Source organism: Neobacillus drentensis, assembly GCF_021560175.1.
In the GTDB taxonomy this organism is placed as follows: domain Bacteria; phylum Bacillota; class Bacilli; order Bacillales; family Cytobacillaceae; genus Neobacillus; species Neobacillus drentensis_A.
On sequence record NZ_CP091110.1, the window covers coordinates 3,650,943 to 3,669,680 of the forward strand.

The following is an 18,738-nucleotide window of genomic DNA, read 5'->3' on the forward strand; positions in this document are numbered from 1 at the left end:
AGAGGCTGTCTGCAGACAGCCTCGATCCGATAACTTACTATTTTTTTATCTTAGTTAAATCTTTATTAAGCATATACATCATTTTTTCGGTGTAAACCTCTTTTGCCATCTTGGATACCTGGTCAACCGTCATCCCTACTGTCATGGCGAACATAGGATGTTCATCCAGTTTTCCCATGTATTTTCTTAGTACTGCCTTAGCTTCTTCATTATTTACAATATCTCCGAATGTACAACGAGTGGAGTATACATCATCCGCAATCTCAATTTCTTCAACTACCACATCACTAAAGTCCGGCATTTGAAACCAGTTTTCTGCTGCTTTTCCCTTTCCATCATCTGGTGCCTCATAGCTGAGGTTTGGCTCAGCTACCTTATTGAAAAACGTAGTATCTTCAATTAAAGACCCTTCTTGACTGCTGACTACTCTAATTACGGTTATTCCCTCTTTTAACGGTATATTTTCAAAAATAAAGACTCTATCATCACTAACAATTGTTTTCATTTCTTTTCCGTTCACAAAAAGAGTGACCTCTTGGCAATTAGAATAGATTTTGAGATCGATAGACTCTGCCTCTCTATCTACAAATCGTTTGCTTGTAATATGAACGAACTTTTCCTCACTCCAATGAGCTTTGTACATATAAAAAGCATCCTTTTTAATCCTTCTGTCGTATGTCACCAAACCTTTATTGTTTCTGCCCTTAACTCCGCCTTCATCCCGGATATTGGCTCCAAAATCGAACATATTCCAGACATAGGTTCCCCAAAGGAACGGGCGTTTCTCGAAGATCTTCCAAATTTTTTCATGGCATAATGCATGGTACTCTTCGGAATAATCTCTTACCTTTGGATCATTATTGTGATATTCGACAATTCCCTCTGCACCGTATTCTGATATGCCTAAAGCCACATTTGGATTCACTTTATGGAAGCTGTCAATCCAATCCGAAAATTCTTCCGGTATACCGGTATACCAGCCAAAATAGTGATTAAATCCAAGGATATCCGTAATAAAATTGTATTCGTCTGACTCCTCGACAAACGAAACATTGGCCATGGTCGACAGTCTGGTTGGGTCCTCCAGTTTGGTTAACTGGTTAAGATCCTTCACAAGTCTTCTGACTTCAGGTCTGTCTCCGCCAATTTGAATTTCATTCTGGATTCCCCAGAACATAATGGAGGGATGATTAAAGTTTTGCCTGATTAATTCAATCATCTGCTGCTTGGCATTCATTCCTTCCAATTCAGAATTGGACATGACCGAAATAAAAGGAATTTCCGCCCAAATCACCATGCCTTCGCGGTCACACAAATCATAGAAAAACTGATCATGCTGATAGTGAGCAAGCCTGATAGAAGTTGCTCCAATCTCCTTGATTAGTTCCATGTCTTCTATTTTATCTTTTTCTGTAATTGCCCAGCCCATGTCTTTTCTGTCCTGATGCCTGGAAACACCATTTAAGCGAAGAGGCTCACCATTTAAGAAAAATCCTTTTTCTGGGTCAACACTAAAATATCTTACACCAAAAGGGATGGATAGCTCATCAATGGTATCATTGAAACTTTGGATAGATACTCTTGCTTCATACAAATAGGGATTCTTTCTGCCATTCCATAGGGTTGGATTCTCAATAGCAGCAGGCATTTCTACCAATTTTGTTTCTCCTGCAGGTATGATTACCTCTTTTGCTGCATATGAAACAAGATTACCACCAGCATCCAAAATATCAGCCCATAGTCTTACCTTCTTATCTTCTTGATTGGCATTCACTAAACCCGCTTTTATATTTAAAGAGGCTTTCTCATGATTTACTTCTTCTTGAATCATATATACTCCAGTTGAACCATAATCCATTAGATCAAAGTGAACTGGATTAGCAATAATTATGTTTACATCTCGGTAGATTCCGCCGTAGAAGGTGAAATCCGCTTTTTGTGGATAAACATCATCAACGACAGTGTTATCAACTTTTACTGATAAAATATTCTTACTGCCATATTTTACTGCTTCTGTTATATCAAACCTAAAAGTGGAATAGCCACCTTTGTGCTGCCCTATGTACTGACCGTTAACATAAACATCTGTAATACTGTTTGAACCATTGAATTCAATAAATACTTTATTACCATTCGCTAAACTGTCTATGAAAATTTCTTTTCTATACCAGCAAGCTCCCTTATAATAATTTAATCCGTTGGCGCCATCGATGGCATTCCAAGTATGCGGGACATTTACTACCTCCCAGTCCTCATCATTCCAATTCCGATTCATTGCCTGTCCTTCATCCTGCCGGATAAACTTCCAATTATTATTTAAATTAATAACTCTTCTCATGAAACTGCCCTCCGTTTTATCTGTTTATCGTAATAAGATATTTCAAACCTATTTATTGTTAATGATTTCAGAACTTGCGTGGCTCGATTCATTTATCCTCCTTAATCCTTCTGAAAAAACATCAATGTTATGCTCTAATATTAATAAAAAGAGAGATTAATCGCTCGTAATTTTTTGTGAGAATTCGTAATATATTTGCTTTTTTCATCCATAAAAATACCCCGACATTTGTCGAGGTATTTAAAGCTATTTGATATTTTAATAAGCCGTCCATCCGCCATCAACGGAAATGACCGTACCATTTCACCCGCAGGTTAAAAATTATCCTATGTACGATTGGGCAAATGTTAAAGGTGTATTAATCCCTGCTCTAGAGAGACGGCAACCGCTTCTGTTCTAGTATTGACACCTAATTTATTGTAAATATTCGTTAGATGAGCCTTTACAGTCCGCTCCGCAATCCCCATATCAAAAGCTATATCTTTATTTCGATAACCCTTGGCAGCTGCCTGTATGATAAAAAGTTCCTTTTCAGTCAGGTTAAACGTTGCAAAGGAAGACATGACTTTAATTTTCTTTTCTTTTGCTCCCATGAGTTTAAGCATGATATCCGGTTGTAAAAGCGTTTCTCCTCTGATGGCAGATTCAATAGTCCGGAAAAGATCTTCCCGTCCTGTATCCTTTAGCAAATAACCTTTAGCACCTAATTCTAAACCCCTAATCATTAATTCATCCTCATTATAGGTAGTTAAGATGATGATTGGAATCAATACTAGTCTGTCATTTAGGGCTTTAATGGTATCAAGACCGCTCATAACCGGCATATTCAAGTCCATTAAAATAACATCAGGATTTTCATTTTCTATGAACTTTAGCGCTTCTTCCCCATTCTCTGCCTCTCCGATTACTTGAAACAACTCATTGGTTTCTAAGATTAATTTTAACCCTTCTCGAACAACCAAATGATCATCCACGATTAATACCTTATGTTTAGTCACTACATCTAACCCCCTTAACATTAGATTGGTACAGTTACTTTAATTTTTGTTCCCCTGCCAGGCATACTTTTAATATCTATCTCTCCATTGATTAACCTGACTCTTTCGTATAATCCGAGTAAGCCGTATTTCCCTAAATTGTTACCAATCGTATTTTCCTTAAACCCGATACCGTCATCTTCAATTTCCATCCTTAATTGATGGTTTATTTTTTTTATCACGATACGAACTTTCTCGGCTTGTGCATGCTTGGCCACATTCGCTAAACTTTCACTTAATATATACAGACAGTGCTCCATTTTAAAGGTCGATAATTTTTGGACCTGACCAATCTCATAATTTACATGGATAGAAGTGGCATCGGTAAACCCTTTTATTTGTTTTAATGCCTCCCTGTACAAATCTGTCTCTTCTATTGCCATTTCTCTTAGATTATCAATGGCCGTCCTCGCATTTTTCAAGGTTTCTCTAGCCCGTATCATAGACTTTTGGATAATCTCTTCCGAGCGATTCATATTCCCATTTTTTAAATGAGCATCGACTGCTTCTAATTGCATGATTAGACCAGCTAACCCCTGGGCTAAAGTATCATGGAGATCCCTTGCCATCCGCTGTCTTTCATTGGCTAAAGTTAGCTGCTCCACCTTTTGATGAGCTTTTTCTAGTTCATGTAAATAAGATTCCATTCGCAATCTCGCATGAACCTGCCTGTTGTATATAACCGAATAAAAATTTACAATTGTCACATTTATAAAAAATATTAATATATAAATGGGTAATTCATGTAAACCGTAGTTTAACCAGATCGCTGTGCCATAAAAACAATAGGCGGCCGTAAAAACGATGAGGATTTTTATATTGTTTTGAAAAATAATAATACTTTGGGCAACTAATAAAGGAAGAAGGCCAACCAATATAACGGGTGAACCTTTTGGAACCAAAAAGGAAGAAACAAATATTAAGCTGCCTTGAACGAAAAAGTAAAGCCAGCTTCGTTTTTTTGTAAGTGAATCGGAAAACCAATAGATAAAAATATAAATTGCTATAATTAATGTAGTAGTCACCGCACTTTGGATGACCAATACACCTTTAAGATACTGTAAAATTAATGCTCCGCTATAAATTAATATGATCCAGAAAATATTTACAATTTTTGAGATTAAAAAGCCATCTGTTATATTAAAAATAGTAAAATCCTTATAAGTGTGAAATTTACTCACTTTTGCACCACCCTTCTTCTATTATAAATGAAGGATAAATTTATGCCATGTCCAATAGTACATGCCCTTTAGTACATTTAGACTATATTCTAGTTATTAGATTCTTTGTTCCCCACGATCATCATACCTGTAGCTGTTTCAGAAAAAGTTGTGTTAAATCTGGATGTTTATTCCCACTCCAATTAACATCTACACAAAGAGCAACAAAACATTTAACAACTTAAAAAAAGCCGACTCTCCTAACCAGAATTTTTGGCAGGCGAGTCGACTTTTTTTCATATATTAGATCTGTTAGAATCACAAATTAAATTCAACTCGTTTTCTTAACTACTATTCTTCTAATATTATTGTTATTTATATATTTTCATAGGTAGATGCACCAACGATTGACCTGGGGCTGAATTCATCAAATTATTCTCCAAATCAAATGACTCAATTGGTTCAATTCGCGAAATTTTTTGTAAGAATGTTTTCAAGGCGATGTTTAGTTCTAATCTAGCAAGAGGGGCACCAAGACAAAAATGCGGGCCGTTACCAAAGGTTAGATGTTTTTTATTATTCTTACGATGAATATCCAATTTAAACGGATTCTCAAACATACGTTCATCCATATTGGCTGCACTCATCCACGCTATGACGACATCTCCTTTTTTCATTGGTACACCCAATACATCAGTATCCTCTTTTACGAATCGTTCTCTCTTTCCGACATTGAACCGGTAACGAAGCATTTCTTCCACAGCTTTCGGAACAAGATCCAGGTCGTTTCTTAATTGGCCATATAAGTCTTGATCATCATATAAAAGTGAATAAAACATACTTGAGAGCGTATGACCTGTTGTTTCAACACCTGCCCCTAATAATAGCATCGTTGTACGCACGATTTCATCGTCTGTAAATCTATCACCATCTATCTCCACTCTCAGTAAATCTGAGATGATGTCATCAGAGGGATTTGAACGTTTTTCCACAACAAGTGGATACAGGTATTGGAAGTATTCTTTTGCAGTCTGTTGCTTTTTCTTATCGATTTCCCTCTGATTTTCCTTGGTATAAGGTTGAAATAGAACATCCACCCATTTTTTATACTGAAGACTGTCCTTCGAAGGCACACCAATCAAATCTGCCATGACCATCGTAGGTAAGAGTCCAGCCAAATCTTCGACAATATCAATTATGGTGCCTGGCACCATGTCATCTACTAATTTATTTGCAATTTGTTGGATCCGAGGTTCCCAACTTTTTAGGCTCCGTGGGGTGAACGCTGCTGACAATAAAGATCGGCTTTTAAAATGCTGGGGCGGATCGACACTTGAGATATTTACTTTTTCTGGGATCGATCCCTCTTTATTATTCGCGCCAACCCCTATCGTGGTTCTATAACCTACACTTGAAAATATTTCATGGTTGCTTAATACCATTTTAACATCATCATACCTAAAAACATTCCAGGTATCTGTACCTTCATGATAATAAACTGGATTATTATTAAGCATCTTTCTATACCACTCTAATGGAAAAAACTCTTCAGATCTCGTTTTAAATTGTGTGATATCTTGCATAGAAATAATTTCCTTTTGCATGTGTTCACCCTTCTTTTCTTCTTATTTCCTGTAAAAAACCGTCATGACTTTAAAACTATTAATTTTGAAAACCTTTACTTTTCTATTATATAAAACATGCAAATATTAGAAATCGGACTTTTGGGCATGTTCGGATGTACGTTCGGGCAGAAAATTCGATTTATATGCTTTTAAAAAAGAAAATCCCTGATATCAACATTCCTTTTGGGATTGACAATATCAGGGACTATTTATATTAGAAAAGAATCTTTTAAAATTATGATGCTTCTTCAAACTGACTGTTGTACAGCTCTGCATAGAAACCATTTTGCTTCAACAGTTCTTCATGGGTTCCTGTTTCGAAGATGTCGCCATCCTTCATGACAAGAATCATGTCAGCATTTTTAATGGTTGATAGCCTGTGGGCAATGACAAATGATGTTTTCCCCACTGTCAATTTGTCCATTGCCTGTTGGATGAGCATTTCTGTCCGAGTATCGACGGAACTTGTTGCTTCATCTAAAATAAGCAATGGTGAAGTTTTCACCATTGCACGGGCAATGGTAATCAGCTGTTTCTGACCTGCGGACAAGCTCGCTTTATCATCAAGGATTGTATCGTATCCATTAAGCAAGGTTTTAATAAAGTGGTGCAGCCCGACTGCTTTACAAGCTGACTCCAGCTCTTCCTCAGTAACTCCCTTGCTGGAATAAATGATATTCTCACGGATCGTGCCCTCAAACAGCCATGTATCCTGAAGGACCATACAGAACAAATCATGAAGATTCCCCCTGGTAAGCTGACTAATCGGCACACCATCAATCAAGATTTCCCCATCATTTACTTCATAGAAACGCATCAGCAGATTGACCAAAGTCGTCTTGCCCGCTCCGGTCGGACCGACAATCGCCACTTTTTGCCCTGCCTTGACATTTACCGAGAAGTTTTTGATGACTGGCTTATTTTCGTTATAGCCAAAGTGTACATTTCTGAACTCTACATCGCCTGTAACCGTTTCAAGCCTGTCTTTCTTTTCACTTTCATCGGCTAGTTCTTTTTCATTCAGAAATTCAAAGACACGCCCACTGGCCGCGGCTGTTGACTGCAACTGTGTGGCTCCCTGGGCAATCTGGGTAAGCGGCTGAGTGAAAAGACGAATGTACAACATAAAGGAAACAATGACACCGAATGAGATATGGCCATTGACAGCAAGGGCCGCTCCGACAATACAAACCACGACATAGCCAAGGTTTCCGACAAACATCATAAATGGCATCATCAGACCGGATAGGAATTGTGATTTCCAGGCGCTGTCATACAACCCAGTATTGATTTCCTGAAAAGTTGCTTTCGCCATCTTTTCTCCATTATAAGCTTTTACTACATTGTGTCCTGAATAGGTCTCTTCAATATACCCGTTCAATTTGCCAAGCTGCTTTTGCTGACGTCCAAAGAAAACCTGTGACTTTGAAATTAGTAGGGACATTAACGCAAAACCAATGAATGTGGATAAAACAGCAGCAATCGCCATGATCCAATTCGTCCAAAACATCATCACCAACGAACCCAGGAATAACGTAATGGCTGAAGTCAACCCGCTTATACTCTGGTTCAGTGTTTGACCGACCATATCGACATCATTGGTCACACGGCTAAGCACATCACCAGTACTTGTTGAGTCAAAGTATTTTAACGGCAAACGGTTCATTTTTTTTGATAGATCATTTCTTAAAGATTTCGAAATCCGCTGTGTGGCGGTCGCCATGATAAAACCTTGGACATATTGAAACACGAACATTAATGAATAAAAAATAACAAGAATAGTTGCCACGTGAACAACGGCATCCATATCAATTTTTGTCATCATTCCTTTGGTGATTGTATCAGTTATATCCCCAAGCATGTGAGGACCAACGATATTAAAGATGGACCCCGCCATTGATAGGATCAGGGCAACAACAATCGCCGGTACATATGCACGCGAATAAGTGAATAATTGTTTAAAGCTTTGCGAAAGGTTTCTGCCTTGACTCGCTTGAGAGCCTCTTTGGCGTCCTTTTAGGCGTGGCCCTTTAGATTGTTCAGTTTGGTGACCCTGATTAGCAAACTCTTTCTCAGCCAACTTCCAGCTCCTCCTTTGACAATTGCGAGTAAGCAATTTCTTGATAGACGTTACATGTTCTCATAAGCTCCTGGTGTGTACCGATGCCTGCCACTTCGCCCTGATCAAGGACAATTATGCGGTCCGCATCAATAATGGTCCCAATCCGCTGCGCAACAATGATGGAGGTAGCATCTTTAATCTCTTTTTTTAGGCGTGAACGCAGGATCCGGTCGGTCTTATAATCCAAGGCCGAAAAAGAATCATCGAACAAATAAATTTCTGGGTTTTTATAAATGGAACGGGCAATGGATAATCTTTGTTTCTGGCCTCCCGAGATATTCGTTCCTCCCTGAGCTATTTCTGCCTCATACTGGCCTTCCATTTTTTCTACAAACTCTTTCCCCTGTGCTATATCAACTGCTCTTTCAATATCACTTACGGGTTTGTTCTCTACTTCACCAAATGCCACATTCGAAGCAACGCTGCCGCTGAACATGATCGCTTTTTGGGATACATATCCCAGCTTATTTCTTAAGGCTTCCAGGGAGTATTTCTTCACATCGACACCGTCAATGAGCACTTCTCCTTTGGATGTATCCATGAACCGTGGAACCAGGTTTAGAAGTGTGCTTTTTCCGCTGCCTGTAGATCCGATGATGGCGACTGTTTCCCCCTGATGGGCTTTAAAACTTACATTTTTTAATACATAATCTTCTGCATCTGGATATTTAAAGCTAACATTGCGGAATTCAACTTCTCCTACACCTGTGACTTTTTCGGTATCCTTTGCATTTCCATCTTCAATTTTGACCTCAGTATCCAGCACCTCATTAATCCTTTTTGCCGAAACGGCTGCACGCGGCATCATGATAAACACCATCGACAGCATCATAAAGGACATGATAATCTGCATGGCGTAAGAGGAGAAAACGACCATGTCGGAAAACCGGGATAATCGATCCACCATCGGAGCATTATTAATTAACACGGCCCCAATCCAATAGATGGCAAGGTTCATCCCAGACATCATGAGCCCGATGGATGGGAACAAGATGGCCATCGTCCGACCTGTGAATAGATTTGTTTTGGTCAATACATTATTCGCCTGCTCAAATTTTTCTTCCTGATACCCTTCCGCATTGTAGGCACGGACGACTCGGATACCCGACAAATTCTCTCTTGTTACCCGGTTCAATTGGTCTGTCAAAGATTGAATGACCCTGAACTTTGGTAATGCCACCAAGACTACGATGGCAATCAACACACATAGGAAGGCAACCGCAATACCTGTCGCAGCCGTCCATTCCCAGGCCTTCCCTGTTATTTTCAATATAGCCCACACGGCCATAATCGGAGCACGGATTACAACCTGCAATCCCATAATAATTAACATCTGGACTTGCATGATATCATTTGTGGACCGCGTAATTAGGCTGGCAGTGGAAAAACGGCTGATTTCCTCCATTGAGAAAGACAATGTCTTATCAAACACCATGCCGCGCAATCGGACCGAAAAGCCTGCCGCCACCCTCGCTGCCAAAAATACAGTTACCATCGATGCCAACATACTGCCAATAGCACATAATAGCATATAGCCGCCTTGGATGAGGACGTCACTTATTTTGCTTCCGTCTGTCTGTACAAGCTTGGTGATTTCCTCCATATAATCGGGAATCTTTAAATCCAGCCATACTTGTGTCACGATGGAAACCAAGCTGCACAAAACCAACAGCCAATCTAGCTTTTGAAAATATTTAAAGATTTTCAGCATGAATGAATCTCTCCTCGGTTATGTTTATGAATCATTTCTTGGAATGAAGTGGATATCAAATGACTCCATGTCATCCATTCCATCCTGTTCCATTTTTTCTTTTACGGCCGTGATAAACAACCGCATTCCTTCCTCAACAGTTTCCTGCTCGTTAGGAGTTAAAAAGCTTAAAGCATCTCTTACTGCTTTATTTACAGGTTCTGATGAAATCTCTTTTATGGCATTCAGTGTTTCGTTTGTAACGGAAATGTTGACAGACCGTTTGTCGTTTGGGTTGGGTGTTTTTAACAAAATTCCTTTTGCTGTCAGTCGTTCCACAATATCCGAAACAGTACTTTGAGTCATTTTTAGGTTTTGAGTCAATTGTTTGATGGTGATGGACTCATTGACTAACACTTCCCCCATAACCCTCATTTGAGGAACTGTGAAACCATGTCCTTCAGCAAATCTCTGTATGCTTTTTACCAAATAACGATGTAAAAATTCAATTGATTCACGGATAAAATCTGCTCGGTCACTCATTTATAATCCCCTTCTTTCAAAATATCCCGTACGATATATCCTACACGATGCATCTTATACGATATATATTATGCTTACATATAGCTTCTGTCAATGGGTTCCTATACATAAATAATAATTTCTTCTAAAGAAAAAAGATGACTCCATAATCAGAGTCATCTTCCTTAAAAGTTTAATTTTTATCGCAGGCTTTTTTAAAAATTTCATCCTGAGATCTGCTTTAAAAAAGTTAAGAGCTTTTCCATCCAATAAATATTATGTTCTGATTGGCTAAATGCGTGTTCACTAATAAATTGAACCGCATTCCGCTGTTTATCATCAAGTAATTCCATTCGTTCTTTGAATTCTACTTTATCTTTAGCACGTTTAAATTCTTCCCATTGATTCTTTTCTCTTTTTATCGTTTTCTCAAGGAAAAGAGCTGCCTTAGCTGAATCAATGTATTTTAACAGATAGATTGATATGTACAAATCCTCTATCTTTGATACTTTTTTAAAGCTGTTATAAATCTCTTGCTCAAGAAAACGTATACCTTCCTGAGTGATTCCGTACAGGGTTTTATTTGGACGATTGACTATCTGAATGGTTTCGACCGGTTCAATGAGTCCTTTTTTTTGTAGCGATTCAAAATTATAGTAAAATTTTCCTTCACTTATTTTTATGGGAATGACATCTAGCAATGCTTTCTTTAGTTGGTAGGGGCTGCTATTTTCATTAGCCAAACTCCCTAGTATAAATAGAGAAAGAGACATGGGAATTCACCTTTCTTATAATTAGTTCTTTTACCCTCTTAAATTTTAACATATTAAGCCATTCTCACCCATACCCCCTCATTTCCAATTCATGATCTAAAGATTCACTATAATGCAAGTGCAACAAAGCCTATTTATCTAATTTTTCAGAAGAATTAAGATATAATATTTTAGTACCAATTACACTATAAAAATTACTCTGATTAGAGTAATTTAAATTAAGCAAGAGGCATTTCAAAGGAGGAAGAAAATGATGAGTCAAGAGGTCATTCCAATGAATGAAATCACAAATTTCCAATCTCGTGCAGAAGAGTTTTTTCCAATTAATTGGTACAAAGAAATGCTTTACAATCACCCTGTTTATTATCATGAAGGAACAAATACTTGGAATGTGTTTAAGTATGAACATGTTAAACAGGTGTTAAGTAACTATGAATATTTTTCGAGTCAAGGACCTAGAACCACCATTTTTGTTGGAGCTAAAGACAAACAAGAAGAAACTTCACCTATTATGAATATTACTCTTATAGACCCACCTCAGCACCGGAAAGCACGCTCTTTGTTAGCTGCTGCATTCACTCCCCGCAGTTTAAAGAACTGGGAACCGCGTATTCAACAAATTGCTACCGAGCTTGTGGATGCCATAGAAGAAAACTCAACTGTTAACATTGTTGAAGCCTTGGCTGCGCCGCTTCCTAGTATGGTCATAACCGATTTATTTGGGGTACCGGTACAAGACCAGCATCAATTCAAAAGATGGGTTGATATTCTTTTCCAACCTTATGACAAGGACAGGCTGGAGGATATTGAACTGGCAAAGCAACAGGCTGCCAAAGAATATTTCCAATACCTTTATCCGATTGTCGTCCAAAAACGTTCGAACCTTTCTGATGATATTATTTCCGATTTAATCCGTGCAGAGGTAGATGGCGAAAGGTTTACGGATGAGCAGATTGTTCAGACTACCATGCTGCTTTTAGGTGCAGGGGTTGAAACCACAAGTCATGCGATTGCCAATTCTTTCTTTTCCTTGCTTTATGATAACCAGTCTTTATATGGGGAACTAAGAGATCATATAGAATTAGTGCCAAACGCAGTCGAGGAAATGCTCCGCTATCGTTTTCAAATGTCAAGGAGAGATCGTACTGTAAAACAAGATAATAATTTATTAGGCACTGAATTGAAAAAAGGTGATGTAGTCATTGCATGGATGAGTGCTTGTAATATGGATGAAGATATGTTTGAAGACCCATTTTCTTTAAATATTCATCGTTCCAATAATAAAAGGCATTTGACCTTCGGAAATGGTCCACATATCTGTTTAGGTGCACCACTTGCACGATTAGAGATGAAAATTGCTTTAGAGGCATTCTTACAAAAGTTTGCTCGGATTGAATCTGTTGAAGGGTTCAATTTAGAAGAGAATTTAACGGCTTCAGCTACGGGACAGTCCTTAACTAATCTACCGATGAAGGCTTATAAGTAAAGATTTGAGTAAGGGGATACCAGATTATTCCTGGTAGTTCCCTTTTTTGGTTGCTTTCTTTATTCTATAGGATGTTCCTTTAGGAGCCTAATGGACAAAATTCTCTAGGATTTCTTAAAATTGTCTTATAGAGAAACTCTATTGGACAGTTTAATTATGAGATCCGAAGATTTTGTCCAATAGGAAGGTTCTATTGAACAGATTAACTATTATATCTGATAATTTTGTCCAATAGAAAGGTTTTTTTTGGACCGTTTAACAAAGGCTCTTATGACGATCGAAAACGGGAAATTACGCAGAGCTGTCCGAAATTATTTGTGATTTACAATTCTCACTAAGGTGAATCGTCTGTTTTACTGTTCTCCAATCTTCACCATCCGTTACGTCAAATACAAAATCGCTTGGAATATCACTTCCAGTTAAAAACAATTGTGGTTCTTGCCTATATTTTGCTTGGAACTTTTGGTTCACCTGATACGCATCGATATCTTCAACGGTAAGTATCGATTCATTTTCCCAGTTTTTCAATATTCCGACGACATAGCTCAGCCTTCGCTTGTTATTTGCACAAGCAATAATCATCGCTTTTAAAATCATTTCTTTCGGCTGTAAAAAACTTGAATGATCCAACCAAGATAACAGCTGCTTTTTCGCATTCACGTTCTCAAAACCAAATTCATTAGCGTCCCAAAACTCGATAATTTCATTGACATCCTGTTGTTGATTCTCTAAACGAATATCTATGTCTGGATTTCCCTCAATGTCCGGAGAATCTTGTTGTTGGTGGTTTTCTTTTCCAAGCATATAACTAGTAAGAATTACATCTGCTTGTTCTCCAATTCCATAGTCTTGATCGATACCTTCCTTTTCAATTAACATCCCTTCTTCCTTACAAAAAGATTCATATAAACTATGAATTTCCTGTTTCTGAATGGTCTCTGAAACATAATGAATAAGTGAGGTATCTTCAACTTCCTTTAGTTCAGAATAAATACAATCCATGACTGGTCTCCCTGCTTTATGCAGATTGTCTTTACCCCAGTTTTTAATGGCGAGTTCCCTCGTCTCAGGATTGTAACGGATCAGCTTGTGATGAGTGATGAATCGTTCCATTAATGAATGAACCCCCTCTATCGAATAGCCCAAATCAAAAGCAATTTGTTTTTTTGTAATCTTATAGATTCCAATTTGAGTGGTATTTGGATTTGTAAGAAGATAAAGATAAAAAAATTTGTCCTCTGGTGTCATCTCTTCCAGAACAATCGGGTTCTTCCAAAAATCAGTACGTACCATTCTATACTTTGCCATCTTCCATCCCAAACCTTTCTACTAATAAAATTGATCACATAGATTATATATAGAAAATAAAAGAAAACGGATAGGATGGTTTTCAAGTAGATGTGAATTATTATTGTATAGACAACAACAAGGTTTCTAAGACCTCTATTTTAAAATCGGGAAACCTTGTAAACCACTGATTTGGATTTTCCTCTATACTTGGCTAAAGAACTTGTTGTTGTTTTTCTTTTTCTTTTTCTTTTTTTTTCTTTTTCTTTTTTGTCCGCGTATCGTAAACCGTCCATAAACGTACCGAAAATAAAAACAGACTAGTTCATATAATATGAGTCAGTCTGTCTTTAAGGTTCGCTGATTACCAATTTGCTTATTACTCCACTTAAATCAATAGAAAAAGAGCAACCGGAAGTCCTCACTTCCAAATTGCCCTTAAAAGGGTTAGATGTAAAGCCATCTATTTTACAATAACTGTTAAAAAAACTCCCAGAGAATTCAAAAAACCAGTTACGATAGCTATATCAATTTATTTAACTGTGAACCTTTCATTAATGATTGTTTGGATTTGTACTATTGTTGCTGGATCTTTAAGCCCTGTGATGTCTCTTCGTTAGCTTCACAGCAGCCTTTTCATTTCCGATTATTACATTATCAAACTCCAGATTCGATTTCTTTTTCTATATCCATTATCTCCATACCTGCTGGCAATACATAATTTAGATTAATTTTTCCTGTTTCACCATTTTTCTGCCAAGAAACTTTTACTATTCCCTTTGGTGTAATGACCTCACCCTCTGCCCATTCAAAGTGACCTACCATAGGTGATATTTCTATTCTACTAAATCCAGGCTCTACAGGTCTTATTCCAAGTACGACTGCCGGGATTTCATAAAGAATGAGCGCACCCCATGCATGGCAGTCACTTCGTTGGTTTACATGATCTTCCACACAAGTAGTGAGATTATTCTCGACCATTGCACGCCATAAATCCCATAGGCCATTGGTTCTTTCGTACATTCCTGTTTTTTCTATCGCTCGGAAAAGATAAAACGACATAGCTACAGAGCATTTGGAATAGGATTCATCATCTAGAACCGTGCTTAAAAGAAAAGCTCCCTGCTCTTTATCAATTGTATCTGTTAAAATCGCAAATACTTGACAGTGCTGGCTATACTCATCTACACCGGGACCATCCTGATATAATCCATTGGTTCCTCTACAGAATTGATTAATTGCCTGTTGAACTTTTACTGCACGGTCCAGATATTCATTTCCTACTTCATTACGGCCAACATAGGCAGCGAGTTTAGCTGCATGCTGCAAACCCATCACATATAGAAAGCTTTCCATTGTGATAGGGCCATTTAATATTGCCCTAGGAACACCCGAGGTTTCATCCCATTGTGTCGTCCAATCAATAAATGACCAGTACCGATCCTTTCCGTTTATTCCTCCGGTTTTCTTAACCAGCCCCTGTTCATTGATATTGCTATTAAAATAATTTAAAATCCCATCTACAGTCGCATAATGATCCTTTATTAATTCTTTGTCTCCAAAAAACATCATATGATCAAATAACATCATAATATAGTAAATAGAAAATCCCGGTATCACGTTCGGACCAGTCGATGGATAAGAAGCATTCAATAACCCATCATATCTCTGTGACCGTTTAAAATCATCGATACATTTACGTGCGAGTCTGTCGTCTGCCGATGTCATATAGGTGTATAGGATCTGTGATCTGGAATCCATTGCATATTGCAATTGTTCATAGAACGGACAATCCTCATAGGTTTCATGCATACATCTTCTTAATGTACGTTCACTAATATCCCAAATCTGTTTTAAAGTGTCATCCGAGGTCCGGACTTTTGTTTTTACCTCAAGCGGATAGCCTGTCTCACGATAATCAAATTTATCAATAGTAAGCGCCTCATTTGACGTGTGGATCTCTAACTGGATAAAACGAAAAGTCCTAAACCAGAAGGGCTCATATTCTTCAAGGTTTTCTTCATCCCCAAATCCACCCACGATATATTCATCGGTAAATCCGGATAAAGTTCCTCCCTGATAGTCCATCCGGTCCTTTTTCTTAGGCATAGGCCAAAAGATTTTAGCGTCATCATTAGGGTAGCTATAGGATTCAGACGTTAATATTTTTACTGTTGTCCCTGCCCCTCCTGACATTGCCAGTCGCAAATAACCTGTTGTCAGCTCACCAGCATTGATTTCGATGATTTCATGAGAATTCGCAGGGATATGAATATTTTTTTTTCCATAAAGCATATCATTCCATTCTTCCTGCTCTTTCTCTGATTGTCTAATACAAAAGACCCCATTAAACTGTTTTTCTAATTGTTTCATAGAAGGAATAGTTCTTGGCAGTAGGTTCCCAGGACTATCAGCACGGTTAATCTCAAAAGTTGTATAGGTTTTTGCTTCTTCCCAAGCTGTGTCATTATAATCCTTGGATCTCCATCCAAAAACCTCAACGTTTCCTTCTGCCCTTTCAAGGATGTGAAGCGGAGCAAAAAATAGCGACTCTGAAACAATGTTATATTTTGTTTCCTTCATACAACGCCATGTCTTATCAGCCATGATCTTTACTTCATTTCCGGCAGGATCGACATACCCGCCATTTAAATAAAACCCAGGGGTTTCTGTCCTCCATATACCATGGTTTCCCTTTTGGTGCTCTCGTGGATAACGTAATACGACAGCAGCAAGTACATTCTTCCCTTTTTCCAAATAAGGGGTGATATTTTTTTCATCGTAAAACCAAACCTTGTTATCGCCCTTGCTCGGTCCTACTTCTACAAGTTTTTCATTGACATAAAATTTATATCTGGAGTCAGCAGATAATTTCACGATAAAGTTATCAGGTACTTCATCTAACTCCAAGACTTTTCTGAAATAAACAATCTGTGCAGATTCTTTATCATCCGCACTCCAAGATGGAATCCATATCCAGCTTGATAAAGGTAATGTAAACTCCATATTCTCTTCACTCTTCTTTCTTATTATTAATAAAATGTTTCCAAATAGATTAATAGGACCCAAAATTAGCAGTAGGGGTCCTATTTTCCTTTACAAATGTGTGATGTTAAAACTTTATTTTTTGTTTTTTGCTACCCATTCATCAAGCTGTTTCTGTTTCTCGGCAATAATCTTATCAATACCGGCAGCTTTTAATTTAGAGATAAATACCGGTAGTTGCTTATTCGGATCCACACTTCCAGTATCAAGTCCTGGTTGATATTGATTCACCACATTCGTTACGCTGGCGATTTCCGTTTTCACTTTTGAGCTGTCAAAAGTAAACCCAAGCGCATTAGAGATAGGAGCTGTTTTATTGTCTTCAGCTAGAATTTTATAGTTATTTGGGTCATTCCCCTCCCAAACATGAGCAATCATTTGATTTCCAAAGAGCCAATCCTGTCCTAAGCCGTAACCTGTGTTATTTGCATCCAAACCTTTAGGATAGCCAATGGTTCCATCTGATTTCTTTACATAATGCTTACCTTCGATACCCCAATCAATTAAGTTAATAAGATCCGCATTTGTATAAGTTAAATTCAAAAACTTCATAGCAGCTTCAGGATTTTTGCTGGTTACCGGAATAACCCAAGTAAGTCCATTAAGTGCACTTGAAGTAATAAGAGGATCCTGTAATTTCTTTGCAACAAACTGGTGTCCAGTATTTCTTGTCAATTGAGTGTCTACACCTACTTCACTAGCAGTAAACTGTGAGAAACCTTTACCTGATTTTAATAAAGTTACTGCTGTTTCTGTAGATGTTGCCGCACCCTTCATAATATAGCCCTTTTTATTCCATTCGCGCATCGTTTTAAGAATAGCTTTATACTCATCTGTTTCATAAACATTTTCCACTTTATAACTATCATTACCAAGTAGTACCCCAAAATTGTCTCCTAAACCATCATACTTCGAATGCATCAATAGGGATGTTGGTGCGATGGTAACATTACCAGCGCTTTGTGGGATAAGCATAGCCATCTCTGGTTCCTTTTTCGATACTACCTCATATATTTTGGCAATATCGTCTAAAGTTTTTACACTGTCAATACTCAAACCGTATTTATCAAGGATGTCTTTTCTCATAACAATAGTAGGTACTGCCGCTTTACCATTTCCAACTGTTACACCGTAGATTTTTCCATCTACTGATGTACCTTTTAAAAAGTTATCTCCGACTGCTGATTGAATTCCCTGACCATACTTTTGTAATAAATCGGTTATATCTATTAATTGTTTCTGGGCGGCCATAGTATTAAACGTACCTAGCGTTGGCATTAAATCGAGATTTTCACCACCAGAAATCATTAGTGTAACTTGTTGATTCCAGTTTCCTCCGCTTACTGGTTTTAATTTAACCTTTACATTGATTTCTTTGATTGATAGTTTATTAATTTCATCTTCTACCTGTTTCAGATCCTTAGGGATTGTCCCAAAGTAAGGAAATGCATAGGTAATCTCAACAGGTTGGTTTTTTGATGCAGCTGTGTCTTTTCCTCCATTGCTACTTTTACTCGCTCCACTGCATCCAGATAGAATTGTTGCAGCTAATAATACTAACAGGGCAATCAGTTTGAATCTCTTTTTCAAATAAATCTCCCCCTCTTTTTTTCCGTAACCGGATTATCTTAAGTGTAAATTAATCTTTAAAAA

The 18,738-nt window shown here is 37.8% G+C and carries 12 protein-coding genes; 1 reads left to right on the top strand and 11 read right to left on the bottom strand.

Features of this window, described 5'->3' with window-relative positions; all coding sequences use genetic code 11:
* Positions 1-37 precede the first annotated feature (37 nt).
* The 8 genes from L1999_RS17150 to L1999_RS17185 form a co-directional block, all read right to left on the bottom strand.
* Entirely contained in the window at positions 38-2,338 is a 2,301-nt protein-coding gene (locus L1999_RS17150) for a glycoside hydrolase family 2 protein (RefSeq protein ID WP_235739659.1), read from the bottom strand.
* 347 nt (positions 2,339-2,685) lie between these two features.
* A complete protein-coding gene (locus L1999_RS17155; RefSeq protein WP_430539974.1) occupies positions 2,686-3,336 on the bottom strand; it encodes a response regulator in 651 nt (216 codons plus the stop codon).
* Between the two features lie 20 nt (positions 3,337-3,356).
* The gene (locus L1999_RS17160; protein ID WP_235739661.1) at positions 3,357-4,556 is read right to left on the bottom strand and encodes a sensor histidine kinase; all 1,200 of its coding nucleotides are present in this window, start codon (positions 4,554-4,556) and stop codon (positions 3,357-3,359) included.
* A 350-nt stretch (positions 4,557-4,906) separates the two neighbouring features.
* Positions 4,907-6,139, bottom strand: coding sequence for a cytochrome P450 (locus L1999_RS17165; protein ID WP_235739662.1), 1,233 nt, complete (start codon positions 6,137-6,139; stop codon positions 4,907-4,909).
* 256 nt (positions 6,140-6,395) lie between these two features.
* The gene (locus L1999_RS17170) at positions 6,396-8,240 is read right to left on the bottom strand and encodes an ABC transporter ATP-binding protein (protein ID WP_235739663.1); all 1,845 of its coding nucleotides are present in this window, start codon (positions 8,238-8,240) and stop codon (positions 6,396-6,398) included.
* A complete protein-coding gene (locus tag L1999_RS17175; RefSeq protein WP_235739664.1) occupies positions 8,233-9,993 on the bottom strand; it encodes an ABC transporter ATP-binding protein in 1,761 nt (586 codons plus the stop codon). The genes L1999_RS17170 and L1999_RS17175 overlap by 8 nt, the downstream gene beginning before the upstream one ends.
* Before the next feature lie 24 nt (positions 9,994-10,017).
* Positions 10,018-10,515 (bottom strand): MarR family winged helix-turn-helix transcriptional regulator, encoded by a 498-nt coding sequence (locus L1999_RS17180; protein WP_235739665.1) that lies wholly within the window; start codon positions 10,513-10,515, stop codon positions 10,018-10,020.
* Between the two features lie 203 nt (positions 10,516-10,718).
* A complete protein-coding gene (locus tag L1999_RS17185; protein WP_235739666.1) occupies positions 10,719-11,237 on the bottom strand; it encodes a PadR family transcriptional regulator in 519 nt (172 codons plus the stop codon).
* A 283-nt stretch (positions 11,238-11,520) separates the two neighbouring features.
* On the opposite strand from L1999_RS17185, the gene L1999_RS17190 reads away from it, so the two are divergent.
* Entirely contained in the window at positions 11,521-12,753 is a 1,233-nt protein-coding gene (locus tag L1999_RS17190) for a cytochrome P450 (RefSeq protein ID WP_235744377.1), read from the top strand.
* Positions 12,754-13,044: 291 nt separating this feature from the next.
* Here the strand turns inward: L1999_RS17190 and L1999_RS17195 are convergent, their stop codons facing one another.
* From L1999_RS17195 to L1999_RS17205, 3 genes are all read right to left on the bottom strand, one after another.
* A complete protein-coding gene (locus L1999_RS17195) occupies positions 13,045-14,061 on the bottom strand; it encodes a DnaD domain-containing protein (protein WP_235739667.1) in 1,017 nt (338 codons plus the stop codon).
* A gap of 636 nt (positions 14,062-14,697) precedes the next feature.
* Positions 14,698-17,046 (bottom strand): alpha-L-rhamnosidase-related protein, encoded by a 2,349-nt coding sequence (locus tag L1999_RS17200; protein ID WP_235739668.1) that lies wholly within the window; start codon positions 17,044-17,046, stop codon positions 14,698-14,700.
* Between the two features lie 114 nt (positions 17,047-17,160).
* Entirely contained in the window at positions 17,161-18,675 is a 1,515-nt protein-coding gene (locus L1999_RS17205; RefSeq protein ID WP_235739669.1) for an ABC transporter substrate-binding protein, read from the bottom strand.
* Positions 18,676-18,738: the final 63 nt, after the last annotated feature.

Bases quoted from the DNA above. Each gene is read 5' to 3' on its own strand.
- L1999_RS17150 (WP_235739659.1), bottom strand. From the start codon at position 2,338: ATGAGAAGAGTTATTAATTTAAATAATAATTGGAAGTTTATCCGGCAG.
- L1999_RS17165 (WP_235739662.1), bottom strand. From the start codon at position 6,139: ATGCAAAAGGAAATTATTTCTATGCAAGATATCACACAATTTAAAACG.
- L1999_RS17175 (WP_235739664.1), bottom strand. From the start codon at position 9,993: ATGCTGAAAATCTTTAAATATTTTCAAAAGCTAGATTGGCTGTTGGTT.
- L1999_RS17180 (WP_235739665.1), bottom strand. From the start codon at position 10,515: ATGAGTGACCGAGCAGATTTTATCCGTGAATCAATTGAATTTTTACAT.
- L1999_RS17190 (WP_235744377.1), top strand. From the start codon at position 11,521: ATGAGTCAAGAGGTCATTCCAATGAATGAAATCACAAATTTCCAATCT.
- L1999_RS17195 (WP_235739667.1), bottom strand. From the start codon at position 14,061: ATGGCAAAGTATAGAATGGTACGTACTGATTTTTGGAAGAACCCGATT.
- L1999_RS17200 (WP_235739668.1), bottom strand. From the start codon at position 17,046: ATGGAGTTTACATTACCTTTATCAAGCTGGATATGGATTCCATCTTGG.